Genomic DNA, 25,998 nt, shown 5'->3' on the forward strand with positions numbered 1-25,998 from the left:
AAGTTTAGGGGCAATTCACCGGATCAACCGGCCTGCTGAAGCTCGGCCAGCAGGGCGTCGAACTGGGCCAGGTGCTCGGCATCCTGTTCCAGGGTGGTGGCAATGGCATCGAGCATGGCGGCCCACTGGCTGTGCTCGCGCAGGTCCGGCCCGAACTGCCACACCAGCACAGCCCGGATGATCCGGCGCCGGGCCTGTTTGACCGCATCCGGGTTGCCGCGGTCGATGTTCTTTACCGCCTCGATCAGCTGCGGCCGCAGCGATGGGCGGCCGGCCGCGGCTTCGCTGCGCGAGGAGGAAGCGGCACCCGCCTTGCCGGTGGTGCGGCGGCGCGTGTCGGACGCCAGCTCGGCCTTGAGCAGCGACACCAGCGAGGATGACGAACCGACCGGGCCAAGGCTCATCGGGGTCAATGCCGCCCGTAGCCACTCAGCAGCATGGACGCTGCTTCAGGGGCCGGCGGGGCGTTCGGTACCGGCGCCGCAGGCTGGCCGCCCTGCTCGCGCAGGCGCTGCAGCCACTGGCGCATGTCGCCAGTGACGCCGGGGTTGGACTGTTCGCACGCCAGGCCCTTGGCCAGCGCCTGCTCCACCCCACCCGGTTCGTTCCGGCTGGCGGCAACCACGGCCTGGGCGTACCAGCCCAGGTCATCGGTACGGTCGATGAGGGGAGCCAGCACAGCCTGTACGGCACCCGCGTCGCCCCCCAGCATCACCAGCCGGCCCAACTGGAACCGGGCGGCATCGAATTCCGGGGCCGCCACCAACAGTGCCCGCCAGATCGCTTCGGCACGGGCGAACATGCCCAGCTGCGCGTACTGCGCGCCGAGCAGGTGCTGGGCCTGCAGGTGACCGGGCTGCAACGCCAGAAGCCGCTTCAGCGCCTCCAGCGCTTCGCCGTCGCGCCCGTTCTGCATGGCACTGAGGGAGACATGGAAGAGCTCATCAGCGTCGAGAATGTCCAGTGACATGGGTATGGTTGGCCGTTGCGGGATGTGGCGGGAGCATAGCCTACCGTCGGGATGTGGCGTGGCGGCGGCGCCGTCACCCAAGGCCAGTGACCGCCAACCCTTCCTGCTACGATTGGCGGCAAGCGCAATGGTCCATAATATCGGACATTAGTGATAGCATGAGATGTATTTAGGACATACCTGGGCAGATATTTCGGACATGCCTTGAAGAATGTGTAGAATAGGTGACATGAAAGACGTCATCCTTCTCCGCCTTGCAGATCAGATCAGGAGCATGCGCGCCCAGCGGGGTCTGAGCCAGTCAGACTTGGCCGCTGCGGCCGGCGTCAACCGGAAAACGATCATCGAACTGGAGAAGGGGTCGGCCGGGATTGCGCTCGGGACCGTTGTGGCCGTGTTGGAAAGCATGGGTGGCGAGCTGAGCGTGGTGCCTGCTTCCAAACCAACAACGGCGGAAGTTCAGTCGCTGCTCGGTCTGGAGCCTTCGCCAACCCTCTACGACCGTCGCACGACAGGGCAGATGGCCGGCAAAGCGGCACATATCCTGCGACGGGTGAGCTCCGGTCGCAAGACCAAGCCCGCAGAGCCGCCGGCCGGAGGCAAGTGATGGCCAAGCGCACCACCATGACGGTATCCACGCCCCAAGGCCTCTCGGGGCAGTTGGACTACGTGGGCTACTACACCTTCAACTACGCACAGGACGCCCTACCTCCCTGCGCTGTGTCGTTGGGCATGCCGGTACGCATGGAACCGTATGACGGCCCCGAACCCATGGCCATCTTCCAGATGAACCTGCCCGAAGGCCACATGTTGGAGATGCTGCAGCATCGGTTCGGCAAAACCACTGCGCTTGATCCCATGTTGCTGCTGGCAATGACGGGCGGTGAAGCGGGTATTGGCCGCGTATCGCTTGCCAGCTCCCAATTCACCGCCGGTGCGGCAGTGGGCGTAGAGCTTTCGCAGGTGCTTGCAGATCAGGGCACGAGGGATCTGTTCCAGGAGTTGGCCGACGAATACCTGTTGCGGTCCGGCGTCTCCGGCGTGCAGCCGAAGCTTCTGGTTCCAGAGCAGTCCGGCGCAATATTTGGCAAGGCCCTTCTCCCGACACGCGAGCTTATCGTCAAGACCGAAGGCGCCCACTTTCCGGGCCTGGCAATCAACGAATACCTCTGCATGTCCATCGCCCGGGAAGCGGGCATTCCGGTACCTGAGTTCCATCTTTCAGAAGACGGTAAGCGTTTCGTCATGCGGCGGTTCGATCGCACGCAGGCAGGCGCGCCAATCGGGTTCGAGGACATCGCCGTCCTGGTAGGACTCAATGCGAAAGCGAAGTACAGCCTGAGCTACGAACAGGTTGCCCAGGTGCTCAATCTTTACTGCTCGGTGGAGCATCGGCCGGCGGCATTGGCGCAGCTGTTCGACCAGGTCGCGTTGTCTGTATTGGTTGGCAACGGTGATGCGCATCTCAAGAACTTCGGCGTGATCTACGAAGATCCTTCCAAGGGCAGCGTAACGATGTCGCCCGCCTACGATATCGTCTGCACCACCTGCTACCTGCCCAGCGACGTGCTGGCGCTGACATTGAATCATCAGAAGGGCCTGATGGCAGCAAGGGCGGATCTGGAGGCATTCGGGAAGAACCACTGTGGGCTTGCCGATCCGATGGCAAGAATCGCCCGACTGGTTGAAGCCATGCACGTGGTCATGTACACCGAGAGCCATCGGATCGACCAGGTTCGTGGCCTGCGACAGTGTTTCGAGCCTTCGCTGGCGCGGTTCGAGAAACTGTTGGCGAGGCAAGGCTCGAACGCCAGCGCTCGATAGTCCAGTCACACGCGAGAAGGAAAGCGACGCGGGTTCATGCGCAGTCCAGCATGGCCTTCTTCACGACCGACCAGGACAGGGGGCTGATTGTGCGACATGCCGGAGACGGGCCCGTGACCGGATTTGCAGTGCTGGGTGGTGCGAACACCTACATGGCAACGCGATCTGAGTAGAAGTGGCGTTGCTGTCGTTTCACCGCTGGCGCTGGCGGTTCGGCTGGTTCGCCGCTTCATTTTCCAGCGGGAAGGAATCGCCCCAGACCTCGATATCAAGACCATTGAGGTTCCGATCCAAGGACACGCAGTTCTGGATCAAGGACCGGAGCACGTAGGCAGGCGATCGTTCGCTGCGCCACGCAGAGAGCTGAAAGGCACGGCGTAGGCCGGGGTCCACCTTCACTCGTAAGTAGACCTGCTTCTTCATGGGATGACGTCCTCGGGAAGGAACTGCCCCAGGTCGGAGTTGATCTCGCCGTGGAAGATCGTGCGTTCCACGAACCGGGGCACCCGTGGGTCTTCCACTGCTGGCGTGCCCAGCAGCTTGATGGTGATGACGCCCGCGCTGGCTTCGATCTGCAGCTTGCGGCCCACGTTGAAGCCCATCTGCCGCAACCACTGGCCGCGGATCTTGAGGTAGGGAACCTTCAGCTCTTCGTGGAAGTGCGCGGGTGGCGTGCACGGTGCGGATTGCGTACGGCGTTCGCGTGCGCTCCGGGCAATCGCGGATTGGGACGGGTAGTCGTTGTAGCTGTCGTCGGGTCGTTGCCTTTTCATGGTGTGCCTCCAGTAGGAAGATCCCTCGCCGGGATGGCGAGGGAGTCGGGAGGTTAGAAACCGTAAAACACGAAAAATCGGCGGGCGTATTTCCACGAGGGTGTTGTATTAGCCACCCTCCCGACGCAGGACATCCAATTCTCGTGTTTTTGGAGTTTCTACGCTCCGGAACACACCATGCGCGCCGCTGCCAACGATGGGAAATTGTTTGTGCCTCTTGATTTCCCGACTTCGGTAGGCAGAACCTTCTCAATGACGCATATGGCGCCAAAAGCGCAGATGCCAACAGTCTGCGCATATGAAGAAGCAGGGTTCAGTAGTAACAATCAATTCAAGCTTCGCTGGGTATGACGGTGCGCTCCTCAGTACGGCAAGGATGCATGTCCACCATGCACTCGCCGGCTGGATGCCCGAGCGGAATCGATGGTCGCGGCACCGCCGATGATCCAGTGCATGGGACAGAGCCCCAAACACAGCAAAATCTAACAAAGTGTTGCGACGTGGTGCGATGGAGTCTGAAGCTTTGCGCACCGGATACGGGTGAAGCTTGAAGGGGCTTCGCCCGGCAGCTATAGTTAACTTGACTACGCAGACAGCAGAAAATTTGTCGGCGGAGCTGCGAAGCCTCTAAGGGGCACATGAAGGGAAATTGCTGGCGAATGGGTTGTTCACTTGAGTGTGGAAACCTGCCAGTGAGGCCGTCCTTCCTACGTAGTCACTTCAGTATTCTGCGTTTCTTGGCCTCGGTCGCGTGATAGCACGCTACCGGGGCCAAGTACCTTCTGGAGAGATTACTTACTGCTAACGTACTTCTCCCGCCGCACCTGCGGCGTCGGCAACCCAGCCTCCTTCAACGCCTCGAACGTCGCATCCACCATGTCCGGGTTGCCGCACAGGTAGGCGATGTCGGTGGCGGGGTTGGGCGCAAACTCGGCCAGGTGCTGCTGCACGTAGCCGTGGCGGACGTCCGGGTGCGGGTTCTCGGGCAGCTCGCGGGACAGGCACGGCACGTAACGGAAGCCCGGGTGGGCGGCGGCGAAGGCGTAGAAGTCTTCGCTGTAGAGCAGCTCTTCGGGGGTGCGGGCGCCCTGGAGCAGCACCACTTCCACCCCGCGCTCGGCCATGGCGGTGGCCAGCAGCGGCAGCATGGAGCGGTACGGGGTGACCCCGGTGCCGGTGGCGATGAGCAGGTAGCGGGCGTTGTGGTCGCCCGGCATCAGGCAGAACCGACCGAACGGGCCGCTGGCGGTCACGTGGCCGCCCAGGTCCAGGCCTTCGAACAGGGCCGTGGCGGCGCCGCCGGGCACAAAGCTGACTGCAATATCAACGGCTTCGCCCGGGGCCATGGCGTGGTCGTGGATGGTGGCCAGGGAGTAGCTGCGCTTGGTGGCAGTGCCGTCGGCGTACTCGAAATGGACCTGGATGAACTGTCCGGGCTGGAAATCCAGCGGTTGGCCGTCATCACGCAGGAACTGGTAGTGGCCGACGGTGGGGGCCAGCATGCGCCGGTCGATCAGCTTGAGGGGGAATTGAACAGGCACGAATTTGGGAAACAGTGTGTAGCCGGGGCAGACCCTCGGGGGCTTCTATAATAGCCGCTCCCCCGCCCCTATCCAGCGCCGTCCCATGGGCGCGAAGGCAAGAGCTTGGCATCCCAGAACACTCCCGCGACCAGTACCGCCCCCGCCCTGCGGGTGCGCGACCTCCGCAAGACCTATGACAACGGCACCCAGGCCCTGAAAGGGGTTTCGCTGGACGTTGCCCCGGGCGACTTCTTCGCGCTGCTGGGCCCGAACGGGGCCGGCAAGTCCACCCTGATCGGGATCATCAGCTCGCTGGTGAACCTCAGCGAGGGCCAGGTGGAGGTATTCGGCAGCGACCTGGTGCGCAACCGCAGCGCCACCATGCGGCTGATCGGCCTGGTGCCGCAGGAAATCAACTTCAACCTGTTCGAGAAGCCCTTCGACATCCTGGTCAACTACGCCGGTTTCTATGGCGTGGCCCGTGCCGAGGCCGAGAAGATGGCCGAGGAGGAGCTCAAGCGCGCCCATCTGTGGGAAAAGGCGCAGGTGATGAGCCGGACGCTGTCGGGCGGCATGAAGCGCCGGCTGATGATCGCCCGGGCGATGATGACCCGCCCGCGCCTGCTGATCCTGGATGAGCCCACCGCGGGCGTGGATATCGAGATCCGCCGCGACATGTGGCGGGTGCTGAAGGAGATCAACGCCGCCGGCACCACGATCATCCTCACCACGCATTACCTGGAAGAGGCCGAGCACCTGTGCCGCAACCTGGCCATCATCAACCACGGCCAGATCGTGACCCAGGGGCCGATGCGCGAGCTGCTGGCCAAGCTGGACGTGGAAGGCTTCCTGTTCGACATCGACGGTGAGCTGCCGGCGCAGCTGCCGGTGATCGAGGGCACCACGATGGTGGCCATCGACGGGCACACGCTGGACGTGGACATGCCGCGCGCGATGGATCTGAACCGGGTATTCGCGGCGCTGAACGCGTCGGGCATCCGGGTGCGGTCGATGCGGACCAAGAGCAACCGCCTGGAGGAGCTGTTCGTGCGCCTCACCGGCAACCAGGAGAACGCGGCATGAGCAGCACCCCGACCCCGGTCCTGACCGACGGCCAGCGCAACCGGATTGCGCTGATGACGATCGTGCGCCGCGAAGTGGCGCGCATCCTGCGCATCTGGGGCCAGACGCTGGTGCCGCCGGCGATCACGATGACGCTGTACTTCCTGATCTTCGGCGGGCTGATCGGTTCACGCGTGGGCGAGATGGGCGGCTACAGCTACATGCAGTTCATCGTGCCGGGCCTGGTGATGATGAGCGTGATCCAGAACAGCTACGGCAACATCAGTTCGTCGTTCTTCGGGGCGAAGTTCGGGCGGCACGTGGAAGAGCTGCTGGTGAGCCCGATGCCGAACTGGGTGATCCTGTGGGGTTACGTGGCCGGCGCGGTGCTGCGCGGGTTGATGGTGGGCGTGATCGTGCTGCTGATCGCGATGTTCTTCACCCCGGTGCGCATTCCGCACCCGCTGGTGACGCTGACCACGGTACTGCTGGGCGCGACGATCTTCTCGCTGGCCGGTTTCATCAATGCGGTGTACGCCAAGAAGTTCGATGACGTGGCGATCGTGCCCACCTTCATCCTGACCCCGCTGACCTACCTGGGCGGCGTGTTCTATTCGGTGAAGCTGCTGCCCACGTGGGCGGAAGCGGCCACGCACGCGAACCCGATCTTCTACATGGTGAACGCGTTCCGTTACGGCCTGCTGGGTACGAGCGACGTGCCGCTGTGGGTGGCGTATGCGCTGATGATCGGTTTCGTGGTGGTGCTGACCGCGCTGGCGCTGTGGCTGCTCAAACGCGGCGTAGGCATGCGGAGCTGATCTACCCCGTAGCGCCGGCCGTTGGCCGGCCCTCGACGTAGTTGGAGAAACGCATGCGCATACTTGTATTGGGTGCCGGTGGTACCGGCGGTTACTTCGGCGGTCGCCTGGCCCAGGCGGGGGTCGACGTGACCTTCCTGGTCCGCCCTGCCCGCGCGGCTCAGCTGGACAGCGAGGGCCTGGTGATTCGCAGCCCGCTGGGTGATGCGAGCTTCCCGGTAGCCCACGTCACTGCCGATGCGCTGCCTGCGCTTGCCGCAGAGCAGCCCTTTGACCTGGTGATCCTGAGCTGCAAGGCCTACGACCTGGACAGCGCCATCGAGGCGATTGCACCTGCGGTGTCCTCGCGTACGACGGTGCTGCCGATCCTCAACGGGCTGCGCCACTACGCGGCACTGGATGCGCGCTTTGGCCGCGATGCGGTGCTGGGTGGGCTGTGCTTCATCAGTGCGACCAAGGCCGCCGATGGGGCAGTGCTGCACCTGGCGCCAGCGGCGAAGCTGACCTTTGGCGAGCGTGACACGCCCGGCAACAGTGCGCGGGTGCTGGCGCTGGCGGCGGCGTGCGTACAGGCCGGGGTGGACCATGTGGCCAGCGATGCCATTGGGCAGGAGCAGTGGGTCAAGTACACGTTCCTGACCACGCTGGCGGCGGCAACCTGCCTGATGCGGGCGGATGTGGGCACGATCGTGGCGACGGATGACGGTGCGGAGATCGTGCGCGGGTTGTATGCCGAATGCCTGGCGGTGGCCGAGGCGGCGGGTGAGCCGATTCCGGAGAAGGCGCAGGCGGTGGCACTGGCGGCGACCACGCAGGAAGGTTCGGCGCTGAAGGCGTCGATGCTGCGCGATCTGGAGGCCGGCCAGCAGGTGGAGGCCGAGCAGATCGTGGGCGACATGCTGGTGCGGGCACGCGCGGCCGGCCAGGCGGCGCCGCTGCTGGCGGTGGCGTATGCGCATCTGCAGGCTTACCAGCGCCAGCGCGCGGGCTGAGCATGGCTGCCGGCGCTGCACCGACGCGGGTTCTGGTGCTGGGGCTTGGCTACAGCGGGCGGCACGTGGCGGCGCTGTTACAGGCCCAGGGTGTGGCATGCAGTGGGACGGTGCGGGAGCCGGAGGCGGCGGCCGACGATGGTGTTGTCCGCCACCGGCTGGTGGCGGGGCAGCCTGTTGATGATGCGCTGCGTGAGGCCATCCACAGCGCGGAGGCGGTGATCTGTACGGTGCCTCCGGATGATGCCGGTGACCCTGCGTTGCGGTTGGTGGCCGAAGCGCTGCGTGCCAGCACGGTACTTCGCTGGGTGGGCTATCTCTCTTCAACGGCGGTGTACGCCGACCGCGAGGGAGGGTGGATCGACGAGTCGTCGGTGGCCGATGCGGTGGATGACACGGCGCGGCGGCGGTTGCTGGCCGAGGCGCAGTGGCGCGGGTTTGCGCGGGACGAGGGCGTGGCGTCTGCCGTATTCCGGCTGCCCGGGATCTATGGTCCCGGGCGCAATGCGCTGGTTCAACTGGCGGAAGGCCGCGCGCGGCATGTGCTGCGGCCGGGGCTGGTGTTCAACCGGCTGCATGTGGAGGATCTGGCGGCAGTCGTTGTCGCCGCGATGGGTCGCCCCGGGGAGGCTTTGTATCTGCCCGCCGACGATGAGCCGGCCGCGCCGCAGGAGGTGCTGGCGTTCGCGGCGGAGCTGGGTGGGTTTGCGATGCCACCTGCCGTGGCGTGGGATGACCCGTCAGTGAGCCCTGCGTTGCGGCGGTTCTACGCCAGCAACAAGCGCATCGACAGCCAGGGCACGCGCGAAGCGTTGGGGTGGAAGCCAACATTCGCGACATACCGCGAGGGCCTTCAGGACGCCATCCGGTAGGGTGGGTTCCCAAACAACCGCCGATAGGGGTGATCGGTGCTTTGACGCATTGACCTCTCCGGCGACGTGCCTTCGCCATCGGTCATGCCTTCTACGGCCTGCCCTTTGGTATCGGCGGTCGATCGGGATGCGACCCTACCAGGGCAGCGACACGGCAGGCCCGGGTCAGCGCGCGTCTGGCAGGCGGAAGAACGTGCGCGTCGCTGCGGTGGCGTTCGCTGCAGTCAGCTCCACATCCTCGCCGCGATCCCGCGCCAGTTCCTCGACGATATGCGCCAGGAACATCGGCTCATTGCGCCGATCCTTCGGCATCGGCTTCAAACTGCGCGGCAGCAGGTACGGCGCGTCGGTTTCAATCATCAGCCGCTCGGCCGGAATGTGCTTGACCAGCTCGCGCAGGTGCGCGCCACGGCGCTCGTCGCACAGCCAGCCGGTGATGCCGATGTACCAGTCCTGGTCCAGGTAATCGAACAGCTCCTGGCGCTCGCCGGTGAAGCAATGCACCACCGCGGCGCCGATGCGGCCGTCGAAGTTCTTCATCTGCGCCATGAAATCGGCATGCGCGTCGCGCTGGTGCAGGAACAGCGGCTTGCGCTGTCCATCGGCGGCGCGCACCTCACTGGCCAGCTGCAGCTGGCGCTCGAAGGCACGGTGCTGGGCCGGGCGCGGGGCGAAATCACGGAAATAGTCCAGGCCGCACTCGCCCACCGCCACCACTTCGGCGTGGGCGTGCAGCGCGCGCATTTCGGCATCGCATTCGTCGGTGTATTCCACCGCGTGATGCGGGTGCACGCCGGCGGTGGCGTACAGGAAGCCCGGGTGCTGGCGCGCCAGGTCGAGGGCCATCGGCGAATGCTCACGGCTGGCGCCGGTCAGCACCATCTGCACCACGCCGGCCTCGCGGGCGCGGGCCAGCACGGCATCGCGGTCGCGGTCGAAGGAATCGTGGGTGAGGTTGGCGCCGATATCGATCAGTTGCATGGGGCAGCTACGGGGCAATGAATCGCGCCATTGTAGCCCGGTCGGCTCGCCGGCCCTGCCGCCGGCCCGTATCCTTGCGCCATGAGTACGCCGAGTTTTCCGATTTCCGGGCTGCTGCCGCAGATCGCCACGCAGCTGGCCACGCACCCGCGCCTGGTGCTGGAAGCGCCCCCGGGCGCGGGCAAGACCACCCAGGTGCCGCTGGCGCTGCTGGACGCGCCGTGGCTGGAAGGCCGGAAGGTCATCATGCTGGAACCACGCCGGGTAGCCGCGCGCAGCGCCGCGCAGTTCATGGCGCGGCAGCTGGGCGAAGAGGTCGGCGGCACGGTGGGCTACCGCATCCGCTTCGAGAACAAGGTGTCCGCACGCACCCGGGTGGAGGTGGTCACCGAGGGCATCCTCACCCGGATGCTGCAGGACGACCCGATGCTGGACGGTGTGGGCGCGCTGCTGTTCGATGAATTCCATGAGCGCCATCTGGCCGCCGATCTCGGGCTGGCGCTGGCGCTGGATGTGCAGGCGCAGCTGCGCGAGGACCTGCGCATCGTGGTGATGTCGGCGACGCTGGATGGCGAGCGGCTGGCGCAGCTTCTGGACGCCCCGCGCCTGAGCAGCGCCGGCCGCAGCTTCCCGGTGGCGGTGAGCCATTTCCCGGCCCGCCGCGATGAATCCCTTGAGGCGCAGGCACGGCGCGCGGTGGAGCAGGCCTTGGCTGAGCACCCCGGGGATGTGCTGGTGTTCCTGCCGGGCCAACGCGAGATCGCGCGCACCCAGGCGGCGCTGGAACAGGCGTTGCCCGCCGATATCCAGGTGCTGCCGCTGCACGGCGAGCTGCCGGTGGAGCAGCAGTCGCGCGTGCTGCAGCCCGATCCGCAGGGCCAGCGCCGGGTGGTGCTGGCCACCAACGTGGCCGAATCCTCGGTGACCCTGCCCGGGGTGCGCGTGGTGGTGGATGCGGGGCTGGCGCGCGAGCCGCGTTATGACCCCAACAGCGGTTTTTCGCGACTGGACGTGGTGAACATCGCGCAGGCCTCGGCCGACCAGCGCGCCGGCCGCGCCGGGCGCGTGGCTGAAGGCTGGGCCTGGCGGCTGTGGCCGCAGTCGCAGCGGCTGGAAGCGCAGCGCCGGCCGGAGATCGCACAGGTGGAGCTGGCCGCGCTGGCGCTGGAGCTGGCTGCATGGGGCAGCGAGGACCTGCGTTTCGTGGATGCGCCGCCGGTGGGCGCGATGGCCGCCGCGCGCGAGCTGCTGCAGCGGTTGGGTGCGCTGGGCGATAGCGGCGCGCCCACCGCACTGGGCCGGCGCATGCTCACCCTGGGCACGCACCCACGGCTGTCGGCGATGCTGCTGGCGGCCGGCAACGGCACCGAGCAGGCGCTGGCCTGCGACCTGGCCGCGCTGGTGGAAGCGCGGGATCCGCTGCGCCACGGAAACGATGCCTTGGCCGCGCGGTGGCGGGCGCTGGCCGCATTCCGGCAGGGACGCGTGCCGCAGGACGCCAATCGCGGCGCGCTGGCGGCCATCGATGCGGCCAGCAAGCAATGGCGGCGGCGCCTGCGCTGCGACACCACGCCGCCGTCTTCAGTGGAGGCCCACCAGCTGGGCGACCTGCTGGCGCACGCCTTCCCGGACCGGATCGCGGCGCGGCATCCCACCGACCCGCTGCGTTACCTGTTGGCCAATGGGCGCAGCGCGCGCCTGTTCGACCCCAGCGACCTGCGCGGTGAGCCGTGGCTGGTGGCGGTGGAACTGCGCTACGAAGCCCGCGATGCGCTGCTGCAGCGCGCCGCGCCGGTGGATGAGAACCGCCTGCGCCGGGATTTCCCGCAGCGCTTCCAGCAGCAGGACGTGGTGCGCTGGGACGCGGACAAGCGGGCGCTGGTGGCGCGCCGCGAAAGCCGCTTCGACCGCATCGTGCTGGACAGCCGATCGGGCGGGCGGGTGGATCCGGCGCAGGCCGCGCAGGCCTTGACCGAGGCGGTGCGCGAGCTGGGACTGGAGGCATTGCCATGGACCGACGGACTGCGCCAGTGGCAGGCGCGAGCACTCTCGCTGCGTGCGTGGATGCCGGAGCTGGACCTGCCGGAGGTGTCCGATGCGGCGCTGATGGAAACGCTCACGACATGGCTGACGCCGGCGTTCAATGGCAAGACGCGCCTGGATGCGCTGGATGAGTCCACGCTGGGCGAGGCGCTGAAATCGCCGATGCCGTGGGCACAGCGCCAGCTGATCGACCGGCATGCGCCGGTGCGTATCGCGGTGCCCTCGGGCATGGAGCGGCCGATCACGTATGCGCTGGAGGCCGATGGCAGCACGCCGCAGCCACCAGTGCTGGCGGTGAAGCTGCAGGAGCTGTTCGGGCTGGCCGATACGCCGCGCATCGCCGATGGCCGCGTGCCGCTCACGCTGCACCTGCTGTCGCCCGGTGGCCGCCCGCTGCAGGTGACCCAGGACCTGCGCAACTTCTGGGCCAACACCTATGCCGAGGTCAAGAAGGAAATGAAGGGGCGCTACCCACGGCACCCGTGGCCGGATGATCCGTGGACCGCCAGCGCCACCCATCGCGCCAAGCCACGCGGGACATAACGCCGGCTGACCGTGCGCCGCCGGTCCACCTGAATGGATCGCGCGGATTGGTTATCGTCGTGACCATGCCGTGCCTGGTGGATAACACGCCCTACACGGCCCCCGCGCGACACTGGATTTCGAACCGAGGCAAAGGACCCCCCAATGAGCAGACTGACCGTGATTACCGACCGCGCCCTGGAGCGTGCACTGGATCTGGCAAGCAGCGCAGGCGATGGCCTGAAGCACGCCGGCAGCAACCTGCGCCACCTCGGCCCGCAGGCGACGGACTGGATCAAGACCGGTGCGGCGCTGGGTGCGGTGAAGACCGGCAGCAAGGTGGCCGCCAAGGCGGTGCGCCGTAATCCGGCGGCCACCATCGCCGTGGCCGCAGTAGGTGTAGGCCTGCTGGGCTACGCGCTGTACCGCAAGCAGCAGAAGAAGAAGCTGGCCAACGGCAGCGTGGTGAATGGGCAGGCCGAGCGCATCAGCGCGCGCAACCGCCGCAACACCACGGTGGTGGATGAGCACAGCGATATCGGCAGCGACGCCTGATCCATCAGGCACGTTGCAGTAGACGAAAACCGCCGGCCTGTCCGGCGGTTTTTGTTTGGATCAATCGATCCGCCGCCACTGGCCGGGCTGCAGGTCCTCCAGCCGGTGCGGGCCCATCGCCACGCGCACCAGCCGCAGCGTGGGCAGGCCGACCGCCGCCGTCATCCGTCGCACCTGGCGGTTGCGCCCTTCGCGCAGGGTGATGGCCAGCCAGGCATCAGGCACGGTCTTGCGGAACCGCACCGGCGGCGTGCGCTCCCACAACGATGGGGTTTCCAGGTACTCCACGCGTGCGGGCAGGGTCGGGCCGTCGTTCAACTGCACGCCCCTGCGCAACGCCTGTACCTGCTCGTCGGTCGGCGCGCCTTCCACCTGCACCCAGTAGGTCTTGTCTTCCTTGTGGCGCGGGTCTGTCAGCCGATGTGCCAGCCTGCCGTCGTCGGTGAGCAGCAGCAGGCCCTCGCTGTCGTAGTCCAGGCGACCTGCCGCGTATACGTCAGGCGGCAGGCCGAAGCCGGCCAGGGTCGCGCGTGGCGGCTGGCTGCTGTCGGTGAACTGGCACAGGACGTTGAAGGGCTTGTTGAAGGCGATCAGCATGGGGCGGGACAGAAGTGACGAGGTGTCATTGTCCCATTACACGGCTTCGGACGCCGTGGTACCGCTATCTCAACCGGTAGCGCACGACCGTTGGTCGTGCGCCCGCGTACCGGGCAGGGCCCGGCACTACTTCACGAAACGAAGGGTCATGCGGTCGCTTTCACCGATCGCCTTGTACTTGGCATCATCGGCGGCGTCATGGTTGTTCACCGGCGGCAGGGTCCACACGCCGTTCGGGTGGTCCTTGGTATCGCGCGGGTTGGCGTTGATCTCGCTGCTGCCGGCCAGTTTGAAGCCGGCCGCTTCGGCCATGGCGATGACCTGGGCCTGGCCCACGTAGCCGCTCTTGTCGTCGGCCGGCACGTCGGCCTTGGCACGGTGTTCGACCACGCCGAGCACGCCACCGGGCTTGAGCACGCTGTAGAAGCCCTTGAACATGCCTTCGGCCTGGTTGGCGCTGCGCCAGTTGTGCACGTTGCGGAAGGTCAGCACGACATCGGCGGAGTTGTCAGGGCCGAACTTGGGGGCTTTGGGGTCGTAGCCCACGATCTTGGCCTTGTCGTAGAGCGCCGGGGTGCCGGCGAACTTCTTTTCCAGCCCGTCGCGGCCGCGCTGCTGGTAATCGCGGGCCTTGCCTTCAGCAACTGCCATCGGGTCGACCACCGCCGCGACGTAGGTGCCCTTGTCACGCAGCAGCGGGGCGAGGATTTCCGAGTACCAGCCGCCACCGGGGGTGATTTCCACCACGGTCTTGCCCGGTTCCACGCCGAAGAACGACAACGTCTGCGCCGGGTGGCGGTAGGCATCGCGCTTCACGTTGTCCGGCGTGCGGCCCTTGCCGTCGACGGCAGCCTGGACGGCGGCGGTGATGGCGGGCTGGGCGTTGGGGCCGGCCGGCTTGATGGCCATGGCGGGAGCGGCAAGCAGCAGCGTGGATACGGTGAACAGGCAGGCACAGCTGAGCGAACGGGCTTTCATCGGATCACCTACGGTGGCGGGATGCGGCGAGCCTAGCAGCCGCGATGTCAAAGGTGTTCACAAAACGTTAGTGCAGTGCAGCGAAGCGGAACACTGTTTTGTGGCCCGCGCCGCAGCGGTGTCATGGACAGGCACTTATGCTGTGACATTGGATTTGACTGGAGGATTGCCCATGACTGCACCGCGCGAACTCGGCCGTTCCGGCCTGAAAGTGCTTCCCATCGCGTTCGGCGGCAACGTCTTCGGCTGGGGCGCGGACGAGAAGACCTCGTTCGCCCTGCTCGATGCGTTCGTCGATGCCGGCTACAGCCTGGTCGATACCGCCGATGTGTATTCGGCCTGGGTGCCCGGGAACAGGGGCGGTGAATCGGAAACGATCCTGGGCCGCTGGTTCCAGCGCAGCGGCAAGCGCGACAAGGTGGTGCTGGCCACCAAGGTGGCCAAGTGGGCCGAACACCCGGGGCTGTCCGCCGACAACATCAGCGCGGCCGTGGAAGATTCGCTGCGCCGCCTGCAGACCGATGTCATCGATCTCTACCAAGCGCACGAGGATGACGAGTCCACCCCGCTGGAAACCACGCTGGCCGCGTTTGGCCGGTTGATCGAACAGGGCAAGGTACGTGCGATTGGCGCCTCCAACTACAGCGCCGAGCGGTTGCAGGCCGCGCTGAAGGTATCGGCGGACTACAGGCTGCCCCGCTACGAGACGCTGCAGCCGGAGTACAACCTGTATGACCGTGCCGGTTACGAAAGCGGGCTGGAAGCGGTGGCGCGCGAGCACGGGCTGGGCGTAATCAGCTACTACTCGCTGGCCAGCGGCTTCCTCAGCGGCAAGTACCGCAGTGCCGATGATGCGGCCAAGAGCAGCTCGCGCGGCAGCAGCGTGGTGGCCAAGTACGTCAATCCGCGTGGCCTGCGCATCCTGCAGGCGCTGGATGACGTGGCCGGCACCTACAACGCGACCCCGGCCCAGGTCGCCATTGCCTGGTTGATCGCCCGCCCGGGTATCACCGCGCCGATCGTCAGCGCGACCCGCGTGGAACAGCTGCACGACGTCCTCGCCGCTGCCCAGGTAGACCTGACCGCCGAAGACATCGCACAGCTGGAAAGCGCCAGCGCCGCCTGACCGCCCCTCCGGAATAGACCGCACCAGCAACGGCCACCCCAGGGTGGCCGTTTCCACATCACCCCACCACTGCCCCATCTTCGGCCACCAGCGCGTGATGCATGCTGACCCCGGCGCGCACCCCCTCCGCACTGGCCAGGGTGATGTTGCCCATCAATGTTGCATCACCTGCCGCGTAGACACCGGGCACCGTGGTCTGCTTCTGCGCATCCACCCGAACCAGCACACCGACCGGGCTCTCTTCCAGTTCACAGCCGAGCTGCTCCACCAGCGCTGAACCCATTTCCTGGCGCGCACTGACGAACAGCGCGCGCAGGTCGATGTGGCGTCCATCGGCCAGCAACGCCCCACTCAACTGCGGCGGGTCGCCTTCCAGTGCCACGACCGTTTCCGTTTCGATCTGCACGCCGCGCCGCTGCAGCGTGCCCAGCTGCTCCTCGTCCAGTGCCATGCCCTGGGTGAAAAAGGTGACCTGGCCCCAGTCGGCGATCAGCCCGGCCATGATTGGCGACATCGGATGTCCCCCCAGCAGCCCGATCGCGCCACCGCCCACTTCATAGCCATGGCAGTACGGGCAGTGCAGCACGCTGTGGCCCCAGCGTTCGGCGAGGCCGGGCAGTCCGGGCAACACATCGCGGATGCCGGTGGCCAGCAGCAGCTTGCGCGCCGCCCATGTATCCCCGGCCGCCGTGCTTACCGCGAAACCATCCACGGTCGGCTGCGCGTCGGTGGCGGTGTCGTTGGCCCAGCGCACGCTGGGGTAATCCAGCAGCTGTGCCTTGGCCTGGCGCAGCAGGTCGCCGCCGGAGATGCCATCCAGACCCAGCACGCCGTGCGAGTGGCTGGAGAAGCGGTTGCGCGGCAGCCCGCTGTCGATCACCAGCACGCTGCGGCGCGCACGCGCCAGCATCATGGCGGCGGAGAGCCCGGCGAAACTGCCGCCGACGATCACGGCATCAAAGGTCATGCGGAACTCCCTTGCTGTGCTGGGCCAGGTGCTGGGCAAAGGCGTCGCCCAGGGTCGCCAGCGTGGTGGCATGCAGGCGCTGTTCGAGCAGCGCCTGCGCCTGTTGGTAGCTCTCATCCAGCGCGGCATTCACCACCTGCTGCACCGGGCAGCCGCGCCCGGTGTCGCGCGCGCCGGTATGCAGCAGCGCCGGCGAGCCGATGGCGAGATAGACGTCGTGCAGGGTGATGGTGGCCGGGTCGCGCGCCAGCTGGCTGCCGCCACCATGGCCGCGGGCGGTGTGGACCAACCCACCCTTCTGCAACGCGGCGAGCAGGCGGCGGATCACCACCGGGTGGGTCGGCAGGCAGGCAGCGAGCTGTTCGGAGGTGCGCGGTCCGTCCTGGCCGACCAGGTGGGCCATGATGTGCAGCGCGTCGGAGAATTGATTGCTGGATTTCATGTAACACCAATAGTTACATATTTTGCCAGCGGTGGGTAGCGCCGGCCGTTGGCCGGCCCATGCATAGGTTTCAGCGGAGGAACGCCCGCCCGGTCATGGATTCGGCGAGATAGTCCAGGAAGCTGCTGATCCGCGCCGAAACGGCGGTGTTGCGGTAGTACACGGCGTGGATGGGCTGGCGCACTTCCACGGTGAGCGCCGGCAGCACCTGCACCAGCGTGCCCGCATCGCGGTCGCGGTGGGTCATGAAGTCGGACAGGCAGACCACGCCCGCGCCCTCCAGCGCCAGCCGGCGCAGCGTTTCGCCGCTGGACACCGCCACCGCCGGGCGGATGTGCAGCAGCGCGTCGGTGCGCCCGGGCAGCGGCCAGTGGTTGAGCGAATCCGGTTCGTTGAAGCCGAGCAGCGCGTGGCCGTCCAGTTCTTCAACCGTCTTCGGCGTGCCGTACTGGGCGAGGTAGGCCGGGCTGGCCAATACGCGAAGGCGGCTGTGCGCGAGCGGGCGCGCGTGCAGGGTGGAATCGGCCAGCGGGCCGATCCGGATGGCGACGTCGGTGCGGCGTTCGAGCAGATCGATGTAGCGCTCGCTGCTGTTGAGCTCCAGCTGCACGTCCGGGTACAGCGCCCGGTACCCGGCAACCATCGGCGCGATGACGTGCAGCACGAACGGGGTGGCCGCATCCACGCGCAGGCGGCCGGCCGGGCGCTGCCGCCGCGCCGTCATGTGCTCTTCGGCCGCTTCCACCGAGGCCACGATGGCGCGTGCCTGGGCCAGGAAGGCATCGCCTTCTTCGGTGAGCTGAAGGCGGCGGGTGGTGCGGGTCAGCAGGGTGGTGCCCAGCTTTTCCTCCAGCCGGCCCAGCGCGCGACTGACCCCGGAGGTGGTCTGGCCCAGTTCCTCGGCGGCGGCGGTGATCGAGCCGCTGTCGATGACGGCGATGAACGCCTGCATTTCGTCCAGGGTGGTCTTCATGGCCCCCATTATTGACCATGAAGCAAGAGTCATTGGCGTGAAGACCGGTTTTTCCGCAAGAGTGCGGCGCGCAGACTGCGCACCTTCTTCTTCCACCGGTAACGCTCATGTCCCGTGGCATCCCCTTGGCCCTGTTGGCGCTTACGCTGGGTGCGTACGCCATCGGCACCACAGAATTCGTCATCGTCGGGCTGATCCCGACCATTGCCGCCGACCTCGGCGTGTCCCTGCCCTCCGCGGGCCTGCTGGTCTCGCTGTACGCGCTGGGCGTGGCGGTCGGCGCGCCGGTGTTGACCGCACTGACCGGCCGGGTGCCACGCAAGACCCTGCTGGTGGCCCTGATGGTGCTGTTTACCCTGGGCAACGTGATCGCCTGGATGGCGCCCAGCTATGGCTCGCTGATCGTGGCGCGGGTGTTGACCGGGCTGGCACACGGCGTGTTCTTCTCGATCGGCTCGATCATTGCCACCTCGGTGGTGCCGAAGGAAAAGGCGGCCAGTGCGATTGCGATCATGTTCACCGGCCTGACCGTGGCGCTGGTCACCGGGGTGCCGCTGGGCACGTTCATCGGCCAGCACCTGGGCTGGCGCGCCACCTTCCTGGCAGTGGCGGCGCTGGGCGTGGTCGCGCTGATCGGCAGCCTGCTGTTCGTGCCGCGCAACCTGCAGCGCAGCGAGCCGGCGACGTTCGGCCAGCAGCTTTCGGTGCTGGCGCAGCCGCGCCTGCTGCTGGTGTATGCGATCACCGCGCTGGGCTATGGCGGTACGTTCCTGTCCTTTACCTATCTTGCGTCGATCCTGCAGGACGTCACCGGTTTCTCGCCGAACGCGGTGAGCGGCGTGTTGCTGGTGTACGGCCTGTCGGTGGCGATCGGCAACCTGTGGGGTGGCCGCCTGGCCGACCGCCGTGGGCCGATTCCGGCGCTGAAGCTGATCTTCGGGCTGCTGGCGCTGGTGCTGTTCGCGTTGACCTTCACCGCGCACAACACCTGGCTGGTGCTGCTGACGGTGCTGGCACTGGGCGCGGTGGCGTTCGGCAACGTGCCGGGGCTGCAGGTGTACGTGGTGAAGCAGGCGCAGCGCTTTGCGCCGCAGGCGGCGGATGTGGCCTCTGGCCTGAACATCGCCGCGTTCAACGTGGGCATCGCAATGGGTGCTTCGCTGGGCGGGCTGGTGGTGGATCACCTGGGCCTGATGCATACGCCGTGGCTGGGCGCGTTGGTGGTGTTGGGTGCGCTGGGGCTGACCGTGCTGAGCGGACGGCTGGACCGGCGTGACGGGATCGAGGACCGCGCCGAGGGCGTGGTTGTCGCCGCCCATTGAGCCTTCTCATTTGATTCGTTTAACAGTGCACGGCGTAGCCTGCACTCCCCCACTGAAGGAGTTTTCCATGAGCATTCCCGCATTCGGCCTTGGCACGTTCCGCCTGAAGGACCAGACCGTCATCGATTCGGTCCGCAACGCACTGGGCGTGGGCTACCGCGCCATCGATACGGCGCAGATCTACGGCAACGAAGCCGAGGTCGGGCAGGCCATCGCCGAGTCTGGCGTGGCGCGTGAGGACCTGTTCCTGACCACCAAGATCTGGATCGCCAGCTTCCAGCACGATGCGCTGCTGGAGAGCCTGCGCGAAAGCCTGCGCAAGCTGCGTACCGACCATGTCGACCTGACCCTGATTCATTGGCCGTCGCCGAACGACGCGGTGCCGATGGCCGAATACCTCGGCGCGCTGGCGCAGGCCAAGGCCGAAGGCCTGACCCGGCAGATCGGCATTTCCAATTTCACCATCGACCTTACCCGCCAGGCGATCGCGATCCTCGGTGCCGATGCGATCGCGACCAACCAGATCGAGGTGCATCCGTACCTGCAGAACCGGGCGCTGATTGCGTTCCTGCGCGAGCAGGGCATCCATGTGACGGCCTACATGAGCCTGGCCTATGGCGAGGTGCTGAAGGATCCGGTGATCCAGGCCATTGCCGAACGCTACGACGCCACCCCGGCGCAGGTAGCACTGGCCTGGGCGCTGCAGCAGGGCTTTGCGGTGATTCCGTCCTCGACCAAGCGCGAGAACCTGGCCAGCAACCTGCTCGCGGCGGACCTGCGGTTGAGCGACGAGGACATGGCGCAGATTGCCACGCTGGATCGTGGACAGCGGCTGGCGAACCCGGAAGGTATCGCGCCGGCGTGGGATTGACCTTTCGCTCAGGGGTCGCCGGACGCCTGGGTTGGTAGGGTTGGATCCCGATCAACCGCCGACCACGAGGATCGGCGCGGCGAACGCATGACCTCTGCCGAAGAGCGCTTCTTCGGCCGAGGTCATGCCACAACAGAACGTGACACCGATATCGGCGGTGGATTGGGATGCGACCCTACCAGCGGGCCAGCAACCACTCACGCATGGCAGCGCTTACTTCCTCGGGCTTTTCCATTGGCGCGAGGTGGCCGCAATCGGGCAGCACGACCAGGGTTGAGCCGGGTACCAGGGCATGCATCTCCTCGCTGATCGCCAGCGGGGTGATGCGGTCGTTGGCGCCGCAGATGATGAGTAGCGGGTCACGGTAGCCGGCCAGTACGTCGTGGCCGTCAACGCGATCGAGCGCGCTCTGGCGCAGAAACACCTCTGCGCCGAGGCGTGCGGTCATGTCACGCACGCGCTGCACCAGCACGTAGTCGTCCAGCCGCGAGGCATCGATGTAGCTGCGCATCAGCTTGTCGCCGAAGCCATGGAAGGTGCCGGGCAGGCGCACGCTGGAACGCTGCGACTGGCGCTGGGCGGCGCGCTCGGGCGAGTCGGCGTGGATGGAGGTGTCGATCAGCGCCAGCCGCAGTACCCGCTCCGGGGCCACGCGCAGGATCTGCTGGGCGACAAAGCCACCGAGCGAGAAGCCTGCCAGGGCGAAGCGTTCCGGGGCCTGGGCCAGTACGTCCTCCACCACCGCCTGCATGGTGTCGCCTCGGGTCTGGTCGCCTACGGTGCAGTCGGCGATATCAGACAGCGCGGCAATCTGCGCGCGCCAGAGTTCGGCGTCGTTGAGCAGGCCGGGCAGCAGCAACAGCGGTACACGATCGGTCATGCCGCTATTGTCCGCGATCCGGGTGGCCATGGAGTGTCGTGTGTGGCCCGGTGTGTTGCGCGGTAGGAGGTGAGAGCGCCCCATGAAACAGTCACTTGGCGCAGTAGCGTGACTCAGTACCAGTCCGGTACCCGGGGCTGGCTAGGCTCAGGCACTTCCCTTCCAGTGAGCCCTGCATGGATTCCATTCCCGGTATCACCGCCGCCACGCCAACCCCGGCATCCACCAGTACGCCGAGTCCACCCGCGGCACCGGCAAATGCCGGCACGCTGCCGTTGGAAACCATCATGCAGCGGGAGCTGGCCTATTACGAGGTGGTCACCCCTGCGCTGAAACCGGCGGTACAGGACGCGAACCTGGATACAGGCGAAAAGCGGCTGGCAGCCCTTGGGGACCAGTTGCGCTACATCACCAACCGCTGCACGATCGGGAGCATCACGCTGGAAGCCTTCATCAAGCAGTACCCAGACGTGCTGAAGCGCGGCCAGGAGTTGATGGCTGCGTTGCCGACGCCGGATGATGCGAAGTTCATTTTTGGCTCACTGGCCTATCAGACGATGCTGACCAACGCTGCCTTCCCGGATGACCGCTTGGGACCCATACCCCGCGAGCACTCGGCATTGTTCCTGATGCAGGCAACGGACCGGCCGGCAGAGTGACAGGCGCCGGTGTTCACTCAGTGGGTGACACCTTCGGGCGGTAACGCGACGTTGGCGTCCTGCACCGGCAGGGTCACCACCATGACCGTGGAGTCGTCGGGATCGAGCTTCGTCTTGAAGCCCAGGCTCTGGCACATCGCCAGCATGGTGCTGTTCTCGCGCAGCACCTGGCCCTCAACGATGTTCAGGCCCAGCCACTGCGCGTATTCGATCATGATGGTCATCAGGCGCCAGCCGATGCCATGGCCCTTGAGGTCGGAGCGGATCAGGATGCCGTACTCGCCGCGATCGTAATCCGCATCCGCATGCAGGCGCACCGCGCCGAGCATGTCGCCACTGCGCGGGTCGATCGCCACCAGCGCGATGGAACGGGCGTAGTCGAGCTGGGTCAGGCGCGCGATGAATTCGTGGCTGAAATGCTTCACGGACTGGAAGAAGCGCAGGCGCAGGTCGTCGTCGGTGACGCGGGCGAAGAAGGCGCGGAACAGCGCGTCGTCTTCCGGTCGCACCGGGCGTACGAACGCGGGCGCGCCGTCGGACAAGGTGATGGTGCGCTCCCACTCCTTCGGGTATGGGAACACCGCGAACCGCGGATGGCCACGTCCCTTGTGCAGCTTGCGCGAGGGCGCGATGGCCACGCGCGCGTCCAGTGCGATGACGCCGTCGCGGTCGGCCAGCAGCGGGTTGATGTCCAGCGTGCGCACTTCGGGAATGTCGGCGGCCAGCTGGGCCAGCTTGACCAGGATCAGCGCGACGGCGCGTTCGTCTGCCGCCGGGACATCGCGGTAGGCCTTGAGGATGCGCGACACGCGGGTGCGGCCGATCAGCTCATGGGCCAGGCGCAGGTCCAGCGGCGGCAGCGCCAGCGCCTTGTCGTCGATGACTTCCACGGCGGTGCCGCCACGGCCGAACACCACCACCGGGCCGAACGTCGGGTCGTCGGCGATGCCGGCAATCAATTCGCGCGCCTTTGGCCGCACGATGGTGGGCTGCACCAGCACGCCGTCGATGCGCGCGTTGGGGCGCATCTCATGGGCGCGGGCGAGGATGGAGCTGGCGGCGGCCTGCACGGACTGCAGGGTGCCCAGGTTGAGGCGCACGCCATCGACATCGGATTTGTGCGGGATGTCGGCCGAGAACACCTTTACCGCCACCGTAGCGCCCTGCTCCAGCAGCGGCTGGGCCAGGTCCATGGCTTCGTGCGGGTCGCGCGCCTGCATCACCGGCGCGGAGGGAATGCCGTAGGCCGAGAGCAGCTGGTGGGTGGCGATGGGGTCCAGCCACTGCTGGCCGGCGGCGAGCGCGGCCTCGACGATGGCGCGCGCGGCGGCGGTATCCACCACGAAATCCTGCGGCAGGCTGGGCGGGGTCTCCATCAGCGCCGCCTGCGCATCGCGGTAGCGCACCAGGTGCTGGAAGCCGCGCACGGCTTCGGCCTCGGTCGGGTAGGTCGGTACGCGGGCGGCGTTGAGGGTGGCGGTGGCACGGTCGTCGTTGCCCAGCCACACCGCGAACACCGGCTTGTCGCGATGGTGGCGCGGGCGCAGGCCGAGGGTGCGGGTAAGTGCCTGCGCGGCGTCTGCCGATGAGGTGAACGCGGTGGGCACGTTGACCACCAGCACGGCATCGTTGCCGCTGTCGGACATCAGCGCGTCGATGGCGGCGGCGTAGCGGTCACCGTCTGCGTCGACCACGATGTCGACCGGATTGCTGCGCGACCAGCCTTCGGGCAAGACGGCATCCAGCTCGGCGATGGTGCCGGGCGAAAGCTCGGCCAGGCTGCCGCGCAGGGCCAGCAGCTGGTCCACGGCCAGCCGCCCTACCCCGCCGCCGTTGCTGAGGATGGCCAGCCGGCGGCCCGGGAAGGTGCCGAGGCGGCCGAGCGTTTCGGCAGCGGTGAACAGCTCATCCAGCGCGCTCACCCGCAGCAGGCCGGCGCGGTTGAACGCGGCGCCATACACCGCGTCGGAGCTGGCCAGCGCCTGCACGTGGGTGTCGCCATCGGGATCGATGCGGATGTGGCGGCCGGATTTGACCACCACCACCGGCTTGGCACGCGCGGCGGCGCGCGCGGCGGACATGAACTTGCGCGCGTCGCGGATGTGTTCGACGTAGAGCAGGATGGCGCGGGTGCGGTAATCGGTGGCGAAGTAGTCGAGCAGGTCGCCGAAGTCGACGTCCAGTGCGTCGCCCAGCGAGACCACGGCGGAAAAGCCGACCGATCGCGCCACGCCCCATTCGACCAGCGCTGCGGCAATGGCGCTGGATTCGGAGATCAGCGCGAGGTCGCCCGCCTGCGGGAAGTGCGCGGCGATGCTGGCATTGAGCCGTGCATGCGGGGCGATCACGCCCAGGCAATGCGGGCCGAGGATGCGCAGGCCCTTGGGCCGTGCCGCCGCTTCAACCTGCTCGCTGAGCGAACCCGGGCCGTGGCCGAGGTTGGCGGTGAGGATGATGGCCGCGGCCACGCCGCGTTCGGCGGCGGTGGCCACCACCTGCGGCACGATACTGGCCGGGGCGGTGATGACGACGAGTTCGGGCACCCAGTCGAGGTCCTTCAGCCGCTTGACCGTGCTGATGCCGTCGATTTCGCCGTAGCGCGGATTGATCCAGGCGACCTTGCCGGGAAAGCCGGTGGCGCGCAGGTTGCGCATGACCGCGCGGCCGGCGGAACGCTCGCGCGGGCTGCCGCCGACGACGGCCACCGACTGCGGGCGGAATACGGATTGCAGGTGGTAGGTGCTCATGGGGTCGAACAGTCACCGGGACACGTGGTGACACGGTACACGGCTGGCGGTCGCGTTGGGATGATCTGGCGCAAGGATCGGCTGCCGCCGCATCGCCACGCCGCACGCGGCGTGGCGACATGGTGCGGTTACAGCAGCGTGCCGCGCAGGATCATCGCAGCGATGCTGAAGTAGATCACCAGGCCGGTGACGTCGACCAGGGTGGCCACGAACGGTGCCGAGGCGCTGGCCGGGTCGAAGCCCAGGCGCTTGAGGATGAAGGGCAGCATCGAGCCGGACAGCGAGCCGAACGTGACGATGCCGACCAACGCTGCACCGATGGTGAGCGCCAGCAGCTGCCAGTGCTCGCCGTAGTCGTGCAGGCCGAGCAGCTGCCAGGACACGATGCGGATGATCGCCAGCACGCCGAGGATGGCACCCAGGGTGATGCCGGTAGGCACTTCGCGCAGCGCCACCTTCCACCAGTCGCGCAGGCGCAGTTCGCGCAGGGCCAGACTGCGGATCAGCAGCGAGGTGGCCTGCGAGCCGGAATTGCCGCCGGAGCTCATGATCAGCGGAATGAACAGCGTGAGCACCACGGCGCGGGCCAGCTCGTCCTCGTAATGCTGCATGGCGCTGGCGGTGAGCATTTCGCCGAGGAACAGCACGCTGAGCCAGCCGGCGCGCTTGCGCAGCATCTCGAAGAAGCCGATCTGCATGTACGGCTTTTCCAGCGCTTCCATGCCGCCGAACTTGTGCGCGTCCTCGGTGGATTCTTCGATCAGCGCATCCAGGATGTCATCCACGGTGACGATGCCCAGCACCTGCTGGCGCGCATCGACCACGGGAATGGCGAGCAGGTCGTGGCGACGGATCAGCTGAGCCACTTCTTCCTGGTCGAGCATGGCATCGACGGTCACCGGCGGATTGACCTGGGCCACCTCCAGGATCGGCTCGTCCGGCAGGCCGGTGATCAGCCGGCGCATGGTGACCACCTGCTGCAGGGCCTGGGTGACCGGGTCCAGCACGTAGATGGCGTACACGGTCTCGCGGGTGCGCTCGACTTCGCGGATGTGCTGCAGGGTGCGGCCCACGGTCCAGTCGGCGGGCACGCTGACGAATTCGGTGGTCATCAGCGCGCCGGCGGTGTGCGCCGGGTAGCTGAGCAGCTGCTGGATGGCCTGGCGCGAATCGGCGCTGAGCAATGGGATCAGGCGCGCGCGTTCGTCCTCGTCCAGCTCATGGACGATGTCGGTGGCACGGTCGTCGGCCATCAGGCCCAGCAGCGCGGCGGCCTTGGCCACCGGCAGCGCGGCCACGAGGTCACCGCTGCGGGTGAGCTCGGGCTGTTCGAGCATTTTCACCGCGCGCGGCAACGGCAACGCGGCCAGGGTGTCGGCGGCGCGCGGCAGGGCCAGGGTGTTGAGGTATTCCACCGCGTCGGCGGTGTTGAAGTCCTGCAGGGGTGCGCTCAGGGCGGCGGCATCCGCCACCGGGCGCAGGAGGTCTTTCTGGTTCATGG

The 25,998-nt window shown here is 67.0% G+C and carries 27 protein-coding genes; 13 read left to right on the top strand and 14 right to left on the bottom strand.

Going from position 1 to position 25,998, the window contains the following annotated elements; all coding sequences use genetic code 11:
• Window positions 1-23: 23 nt before the first annotated feature.
• Both BAY15_RS18400 and BAY15_RS18405 read right to left on the bottom strand, forming a co-directional pair.
• A complete protein-coding gene (locus BAY15_RS18400; RefSeq protein WP_068854414.1) occupies window positions 24-404 on the bottom strand; it encodes a hypothetical protein in 381 nt (126 codons plus the stop codon).
• Window positions 405-409: 5 nt separating this feature from the next.
• A complete protein-coding gene (locus tag BAY15_RS18405) occupies window positions 410-970 on the bottom strand; it encodes a hypothetical protein (protein ID WP_157771782.1) in 561 nt (186 codons plus the stop codon).
• A 229-nt stretch (window positions 971-1,199) separates the two neighbouring features.
• Between BAY15_RS18405 and BAY15_RS18410 the strand changes: the two genes are divergently transcribed.
• Both BAY15_RS18410 and BAY15_RS18415 read left to right on the top strand, forming a co-directional pair.
• A complete protein-coding gene (locus BAY15_RS18410; protein WP_068854416.1) occupies window positions 1,200-1,577 on the top strand; it encodes a helix-turn-helix domain-containing protein in 378 nt (125 codons plus the stop codon).
• Window positions 1,577-2,794, top strand: a complete 1,218-nt coding sequence (locus BAY15_RS18415; RefSeq protein WP_068854417.1) for a type II toxin-antitoxin system HipA family toxin — start codon at window positions 1,577-1,579, stop codon at window positions 2,792-2,794. Before BAY15_RS18410 ends, BAY15_RS18415 begins: the two co-directional genes overlap by 1 nt.
• 192 nt (window positions 2,795-2,986) lie before the next feature.
• Here BAY15_RS18415 and BAY15_RS18420 read toward each other — a convergent pair whose 3' ends face one another.
• Complete coding sequence (locus BAY15_RS18420) at window positions 2,987-3,217, bottom strand: hypothetical protein (protein ID WP_068854418.1); 231 nt, start codon at window positions 3,215-3,217, stop codon at window positions 2,987-2,989.
• Window positions 3,214-3,567 carry a SymE family type I addiction module toxin gene (locus BAY15_RS18425; protein WP_068854419.1) on the bottom strand — a complete coding sequence of 118 codons (354 nt, stop codon included), beginning with the start codon at window positions 3,565-3,567 and terminating at the stop codon, window positions 3,214-3,216. Before BAY15_RS18425 ends, BAY15_RS18420 begins: the two co-directional genes overlap by 4 nt.
• 177 nt (window positions 3,568-3,744) lie before the next feature.
• Here BAY15_RS18425 and BAY15_RS19315 point away from each other — a divergent pair, with 177 nt between their 5' ends.
• Complete coding sequence (locus BAY15_RS19315; RefSeq protein ID WP_157771783.1) at window positions 3,745-3,918, top strand: hypothetical protein; 174 nt, start codon at window positions 3,745-3,747, stop codon at window positions 3,916-3,918.
• Window positions 3,919-4,358: 440 nt separating this feature from the next.
• Here BAY15_RS19315 and BAY15_RS18430 read toward each other — a convergent pair whose 3' ends face one another.
• The gene (locus BAY15_RS18430; RefSeq protein WP_083214238.1) at window positions 4,359-5,108 is read right to left on the bottom strand and encodes a ferredoxin--NADP reductase; all 750 of its coding nucleotides are present in this window, start codon (window positions 5,106-5,108) and stop codon (window positions 4,359-4,361) included.
• A gap of 105 nt (window positions 5,109-5,213) precedes the next feature.
• Here BAY15_RS18430 and BAY15_RS18435 point away from each other — a divergent pair, with 105 nt between their 5' ends.
• The 4 genes from BAY15_RS18435 to BAY15_RS18450 are packed head-to-tail and all read left to right on the top strand — an operon-like array spanning window position 5,214 to window position 8,834.
• On the top strand, window positions 5,214-6,173 hold the full coding sequence (locus tag BAY15_RS18435; RefSeq protein WP_068854421.1) for an ABC transporter ATP-binding protein: 960 nt from the start codon (window positions 5,214-5,216) through the stop codon (window positions 6,171-6,173).
• On the top strand, window positions 6,170-6,970 hold the full coding sequence (locus BAY15_RS18440; RefSeq protein WP_068854422.1) for an ABC transporter permease: 801 nt from the start codon (window positions 6,170-6,172) through the stop codon (window positions 6,968-6,970). Before BAY15_RS18435 ends, BAY15_RS18440 begins: the two co-directional genes overlap by 4 nt.
• 53 nt (window positions 6,971-7,023) lie before the next feature.
• On the top strand, window positions 7,024-7,962 hold the full coding sequence (gene panE, locus BAY15_RS18445) for a 2-dehydropantoate 2-reductase (RefSeq protein ID WP_068854423.1): 939 nt from the start codon (window positions 7,024-7,026) through the stop codon (window positions 7,960-7,962).
• A gap of 2 nt (window positions 7,963-7,964) precedes the next feature.
• Window positions 7,965-8,834, top strand: coding sequence for an NAD(P)H-binding protein (locus BAY15_RS18450; RefSeq protein WP_068854424.1), 870 nt, complete (start codon window positions 7,965-7,967; stop codon window positions 8,832-8,834).
• Between the two features lie 165 nt (window positions 8,835-8,999).
• Here the strand turns inward: BAY15_RS18450 and BAY15_RS18455 are convergent, their stop codons facing one another.
• Window positions 9,000-9,815, bottom strand: coding sequence for a TatD family hydrolase (locus BAY15_RS18455; RefSeq protein WP_068854425.1), 816 nt, complete (start codon window positions 9,813-9,815; stop codon window positions 9,000-9,002).
• Between the two features lie 81 nt (window positions 9,816-9,896).
• Between BAY15_RS18455 and hrpB the strand changes: the two genes are divergently transcribed.
• Entirely contained in the window at window positions 9,897-12,401 is a 2,505-nt protein-coding gene (gene hrpB / locus BAY15_RS18460) for an ATP-dependent helicase HrpB (RefSeq protein WP_068854426.1), read from the top strand.
• Window positions 12,402-12,545: 144 nt separating this feature from the next.
• Complete coding sequence (locus BAY15_RS18465; RefSeq protein ID WP_068854427.1) at window positions 12,546-12,935, top strand: hypothetical protein; 390 nt, start codon at window positions 12,546-12,548, stop codon at window positions 12,933-12,935.
• Between the two features lie 60 nt (window positions 12,936-12,995).
• Here BAY15_RS18465 and BAY15_RS18470 read toward each other — a convergent pair whose 3' ends face one another.
• Together BAY15_RS18470 and BAY15_RS18475 are read right to left on the bottom strand one after the other, a co-directional pair.
• Window positions 12,996-13,532 (bottom strand): pseudouridine synthase, encoded by a 537-nt coding sequence (locus BAY15_RS18470; protein ID WP_068854428.1) that lies wholly within the window; start codon window positions 13,530-13,532, stop codon window positions 12,996-12,998.
• A 126-nt stretch (window positions 13,533-13,658) separates the two neighbouring features.
• A complete protein-coding gene (locus BAY15_RS18475) occupies window positions 13,659-14,510 on the bottom strand; it encodes a class I SAM-dependent methyltransferase (RefSeq protein WP_068854429.1) in 852 nt (283 codons plus the stop codon).
• Between the two features lie 172 nt (window positions 14,511-14,682).
• Between BAY15_RS18475 and BAY15_RS18480 the strand changes: the two genes are divergently transcribed.
• Complete coding sequence (locus BAY15_RS18480; RefSeq protein ID WP_068854430.1) at window positions 14,683-15,636, top strand: aldo/keto reductase; 954 nt, start codon at window positions 14,683-14,685, stop codon at window positions 15,634-15,636.
• Between the two features lie 58 nt (window positions 15,637-15,694).
• On the opposite strand, the gene BAY15_RS18485 is transcribed toward BAY15_RS18480, so the two are convergent.
• The 3 genes from BAY15_RS18485 to BAY15_RS18495 all read right to left on the bottom strand — a co-directional run bounded on the left by BAY15_RS18485 (window position 15,695) and on the right by BAY15_RS18495 (window position 18,018).
• Complete coding sequence (locus BAY15_RS18485; RefSeq protein WP_068854431.1) at window positions 15,695-16,603, bottom strand: NAD(P)/FAD-dependent oxidoreductase; 909 nt, start codon at window positions 16,601-16,603, stop codon at window positions 15,695-15,697.
• The gene (locus tag BAY15_RS18490; protein WP_068854432.1) at window positions 16,593-17,045 is read right to left on the bottom strand and encodes an Rrf2 family transcriptional regulator; all 453 of its coding nucleotides are present in this window, start codon (window positions 17,043-17,045) and stop codon (window positions 16,593-16,595) included. The genes BAY15_RS18485 and BAY15_RS18490 overlap by 11 nt, the downstream gene beginning before the upstream one ends.
• A gap of 70 nt (window positions 17,046-17,115) precedes the next feature.
• Window positions 17,116-18,018 carry a LysR family transcriptional regulator gene (locus BAY15_RS18495; RefSeq protein ID WP_068854433.1) on the bottom strand — a complete coding sequence of 301 codons (903 nt, stop codon included), beginning with the start codon at window positions 18,016-18,018 and terminating at the stop codon, window positions 17,116-17,118.
• A gap of 107 nt (window positions 18,019-18,125) precedes the next feature.
• Here BAY15_RS18495 and BAY15_RS18500 point away from each other — a divergent pair, with 107 nt between their 5' ends.
• Window positions 18,126-19,340 carry an MFS transporter gene (locus BAY15_RS18500; protein ID WP_068854434.1) on the top strand — a complete coding sequence of 405 codons (1,215 nt, stop codon included), beginning with the start codon at window positions 18,126-18,128 and terminating at the stop codon, window positions 19,338-19,340.
• 67 nt (window positions 19,341-19,407) lie between these two features.
• Window positions 19,408-20,211 carry a 2,5-didehydrogluconate reductase DkgB gene (dkgB, locus tag BAY15_RS18505; protein WP_068854435.1) on the top strand — a complete coding sequence of 268 codons (804 nt, stop codon included), beginning with the start codon at window positions 19,408-19,410 and terminating at the stop codon, window positions 20,209-20,211.
• A 175-nt stretch (window positions 20,212-20,386) separates the two neighbouring features.
• Here the strand turns inward: dkgB and BAY15_RS18510 are convergent, their stop codons facing one another.
• On the bottom strand, window positions 20,387-21,091 hold the full coding sequence (locus tag BAY15_RS18510) for an alpha/beta fold hydrolase (protein ID WP_068854436.1): 705 nt from the start codon (window positions 21,089-21,091) through the stop codon (window positions 20,387-20,389).
• 176 nt (window positions 21,092-21,267) lie between these two features.
• On the opposite strand from BAY15_RS18510, the gene BAY15_RS18515 reads away from it, so the two are divergent.
• A complete protein-coding gene (locus BAY15_RS18515) occupies window positions 21,268-21,750 on the top strand; it encodes a hypothetical protein (RefSeq protein WP_157771784.1) in 483 nt (160 codons plus the stop codon).
• Window positions 21,751-21,767: 17 nt separating this feature from the next.
• On the opposite strand, the gene BAY15_RS18520 is transcribed toward BAY15_RS18515, so the two are convergent.
• Window positions 21,768-24,497, bottom strand: coding sequence for a bifunctional acetate--CoA ligase family protein/GNAT family N-acetyltransferase (locus BAY15_RS18520; RefSeq protein ID WP_068854438.1), 2,730 nt, complete (start codon window positions 24,495-24,497; stop codon window positions 21,768-21,770).
• 128 nt (window positions 24,498-24,625) lie between these two features.
• Window positions 24,626-25,996, bottom strand: coding sequence for a magnesium transporter (gene mgtE / locus BAY15_RS18525; RefSeq protein ID WP_068854439.1), 1,371 nt, complete (start codon window positions 25,994-25,996; stop codon window positions 24,626-24,628).
• Between the last annotated feature and the right edge of the window lie 2 nt (window positions 25,997-25,998).

This window comes from Stenotrophomonas rhizophila (genome assembly GCF_001704155.1).
Lineage (GTDB): Bacteria > Pseudomonadota > Gammaproteobacteria > Xanthomonadales > Xanthomonadaceae > Stenotrophomonas > Stenotrophomonas rhizophila_A.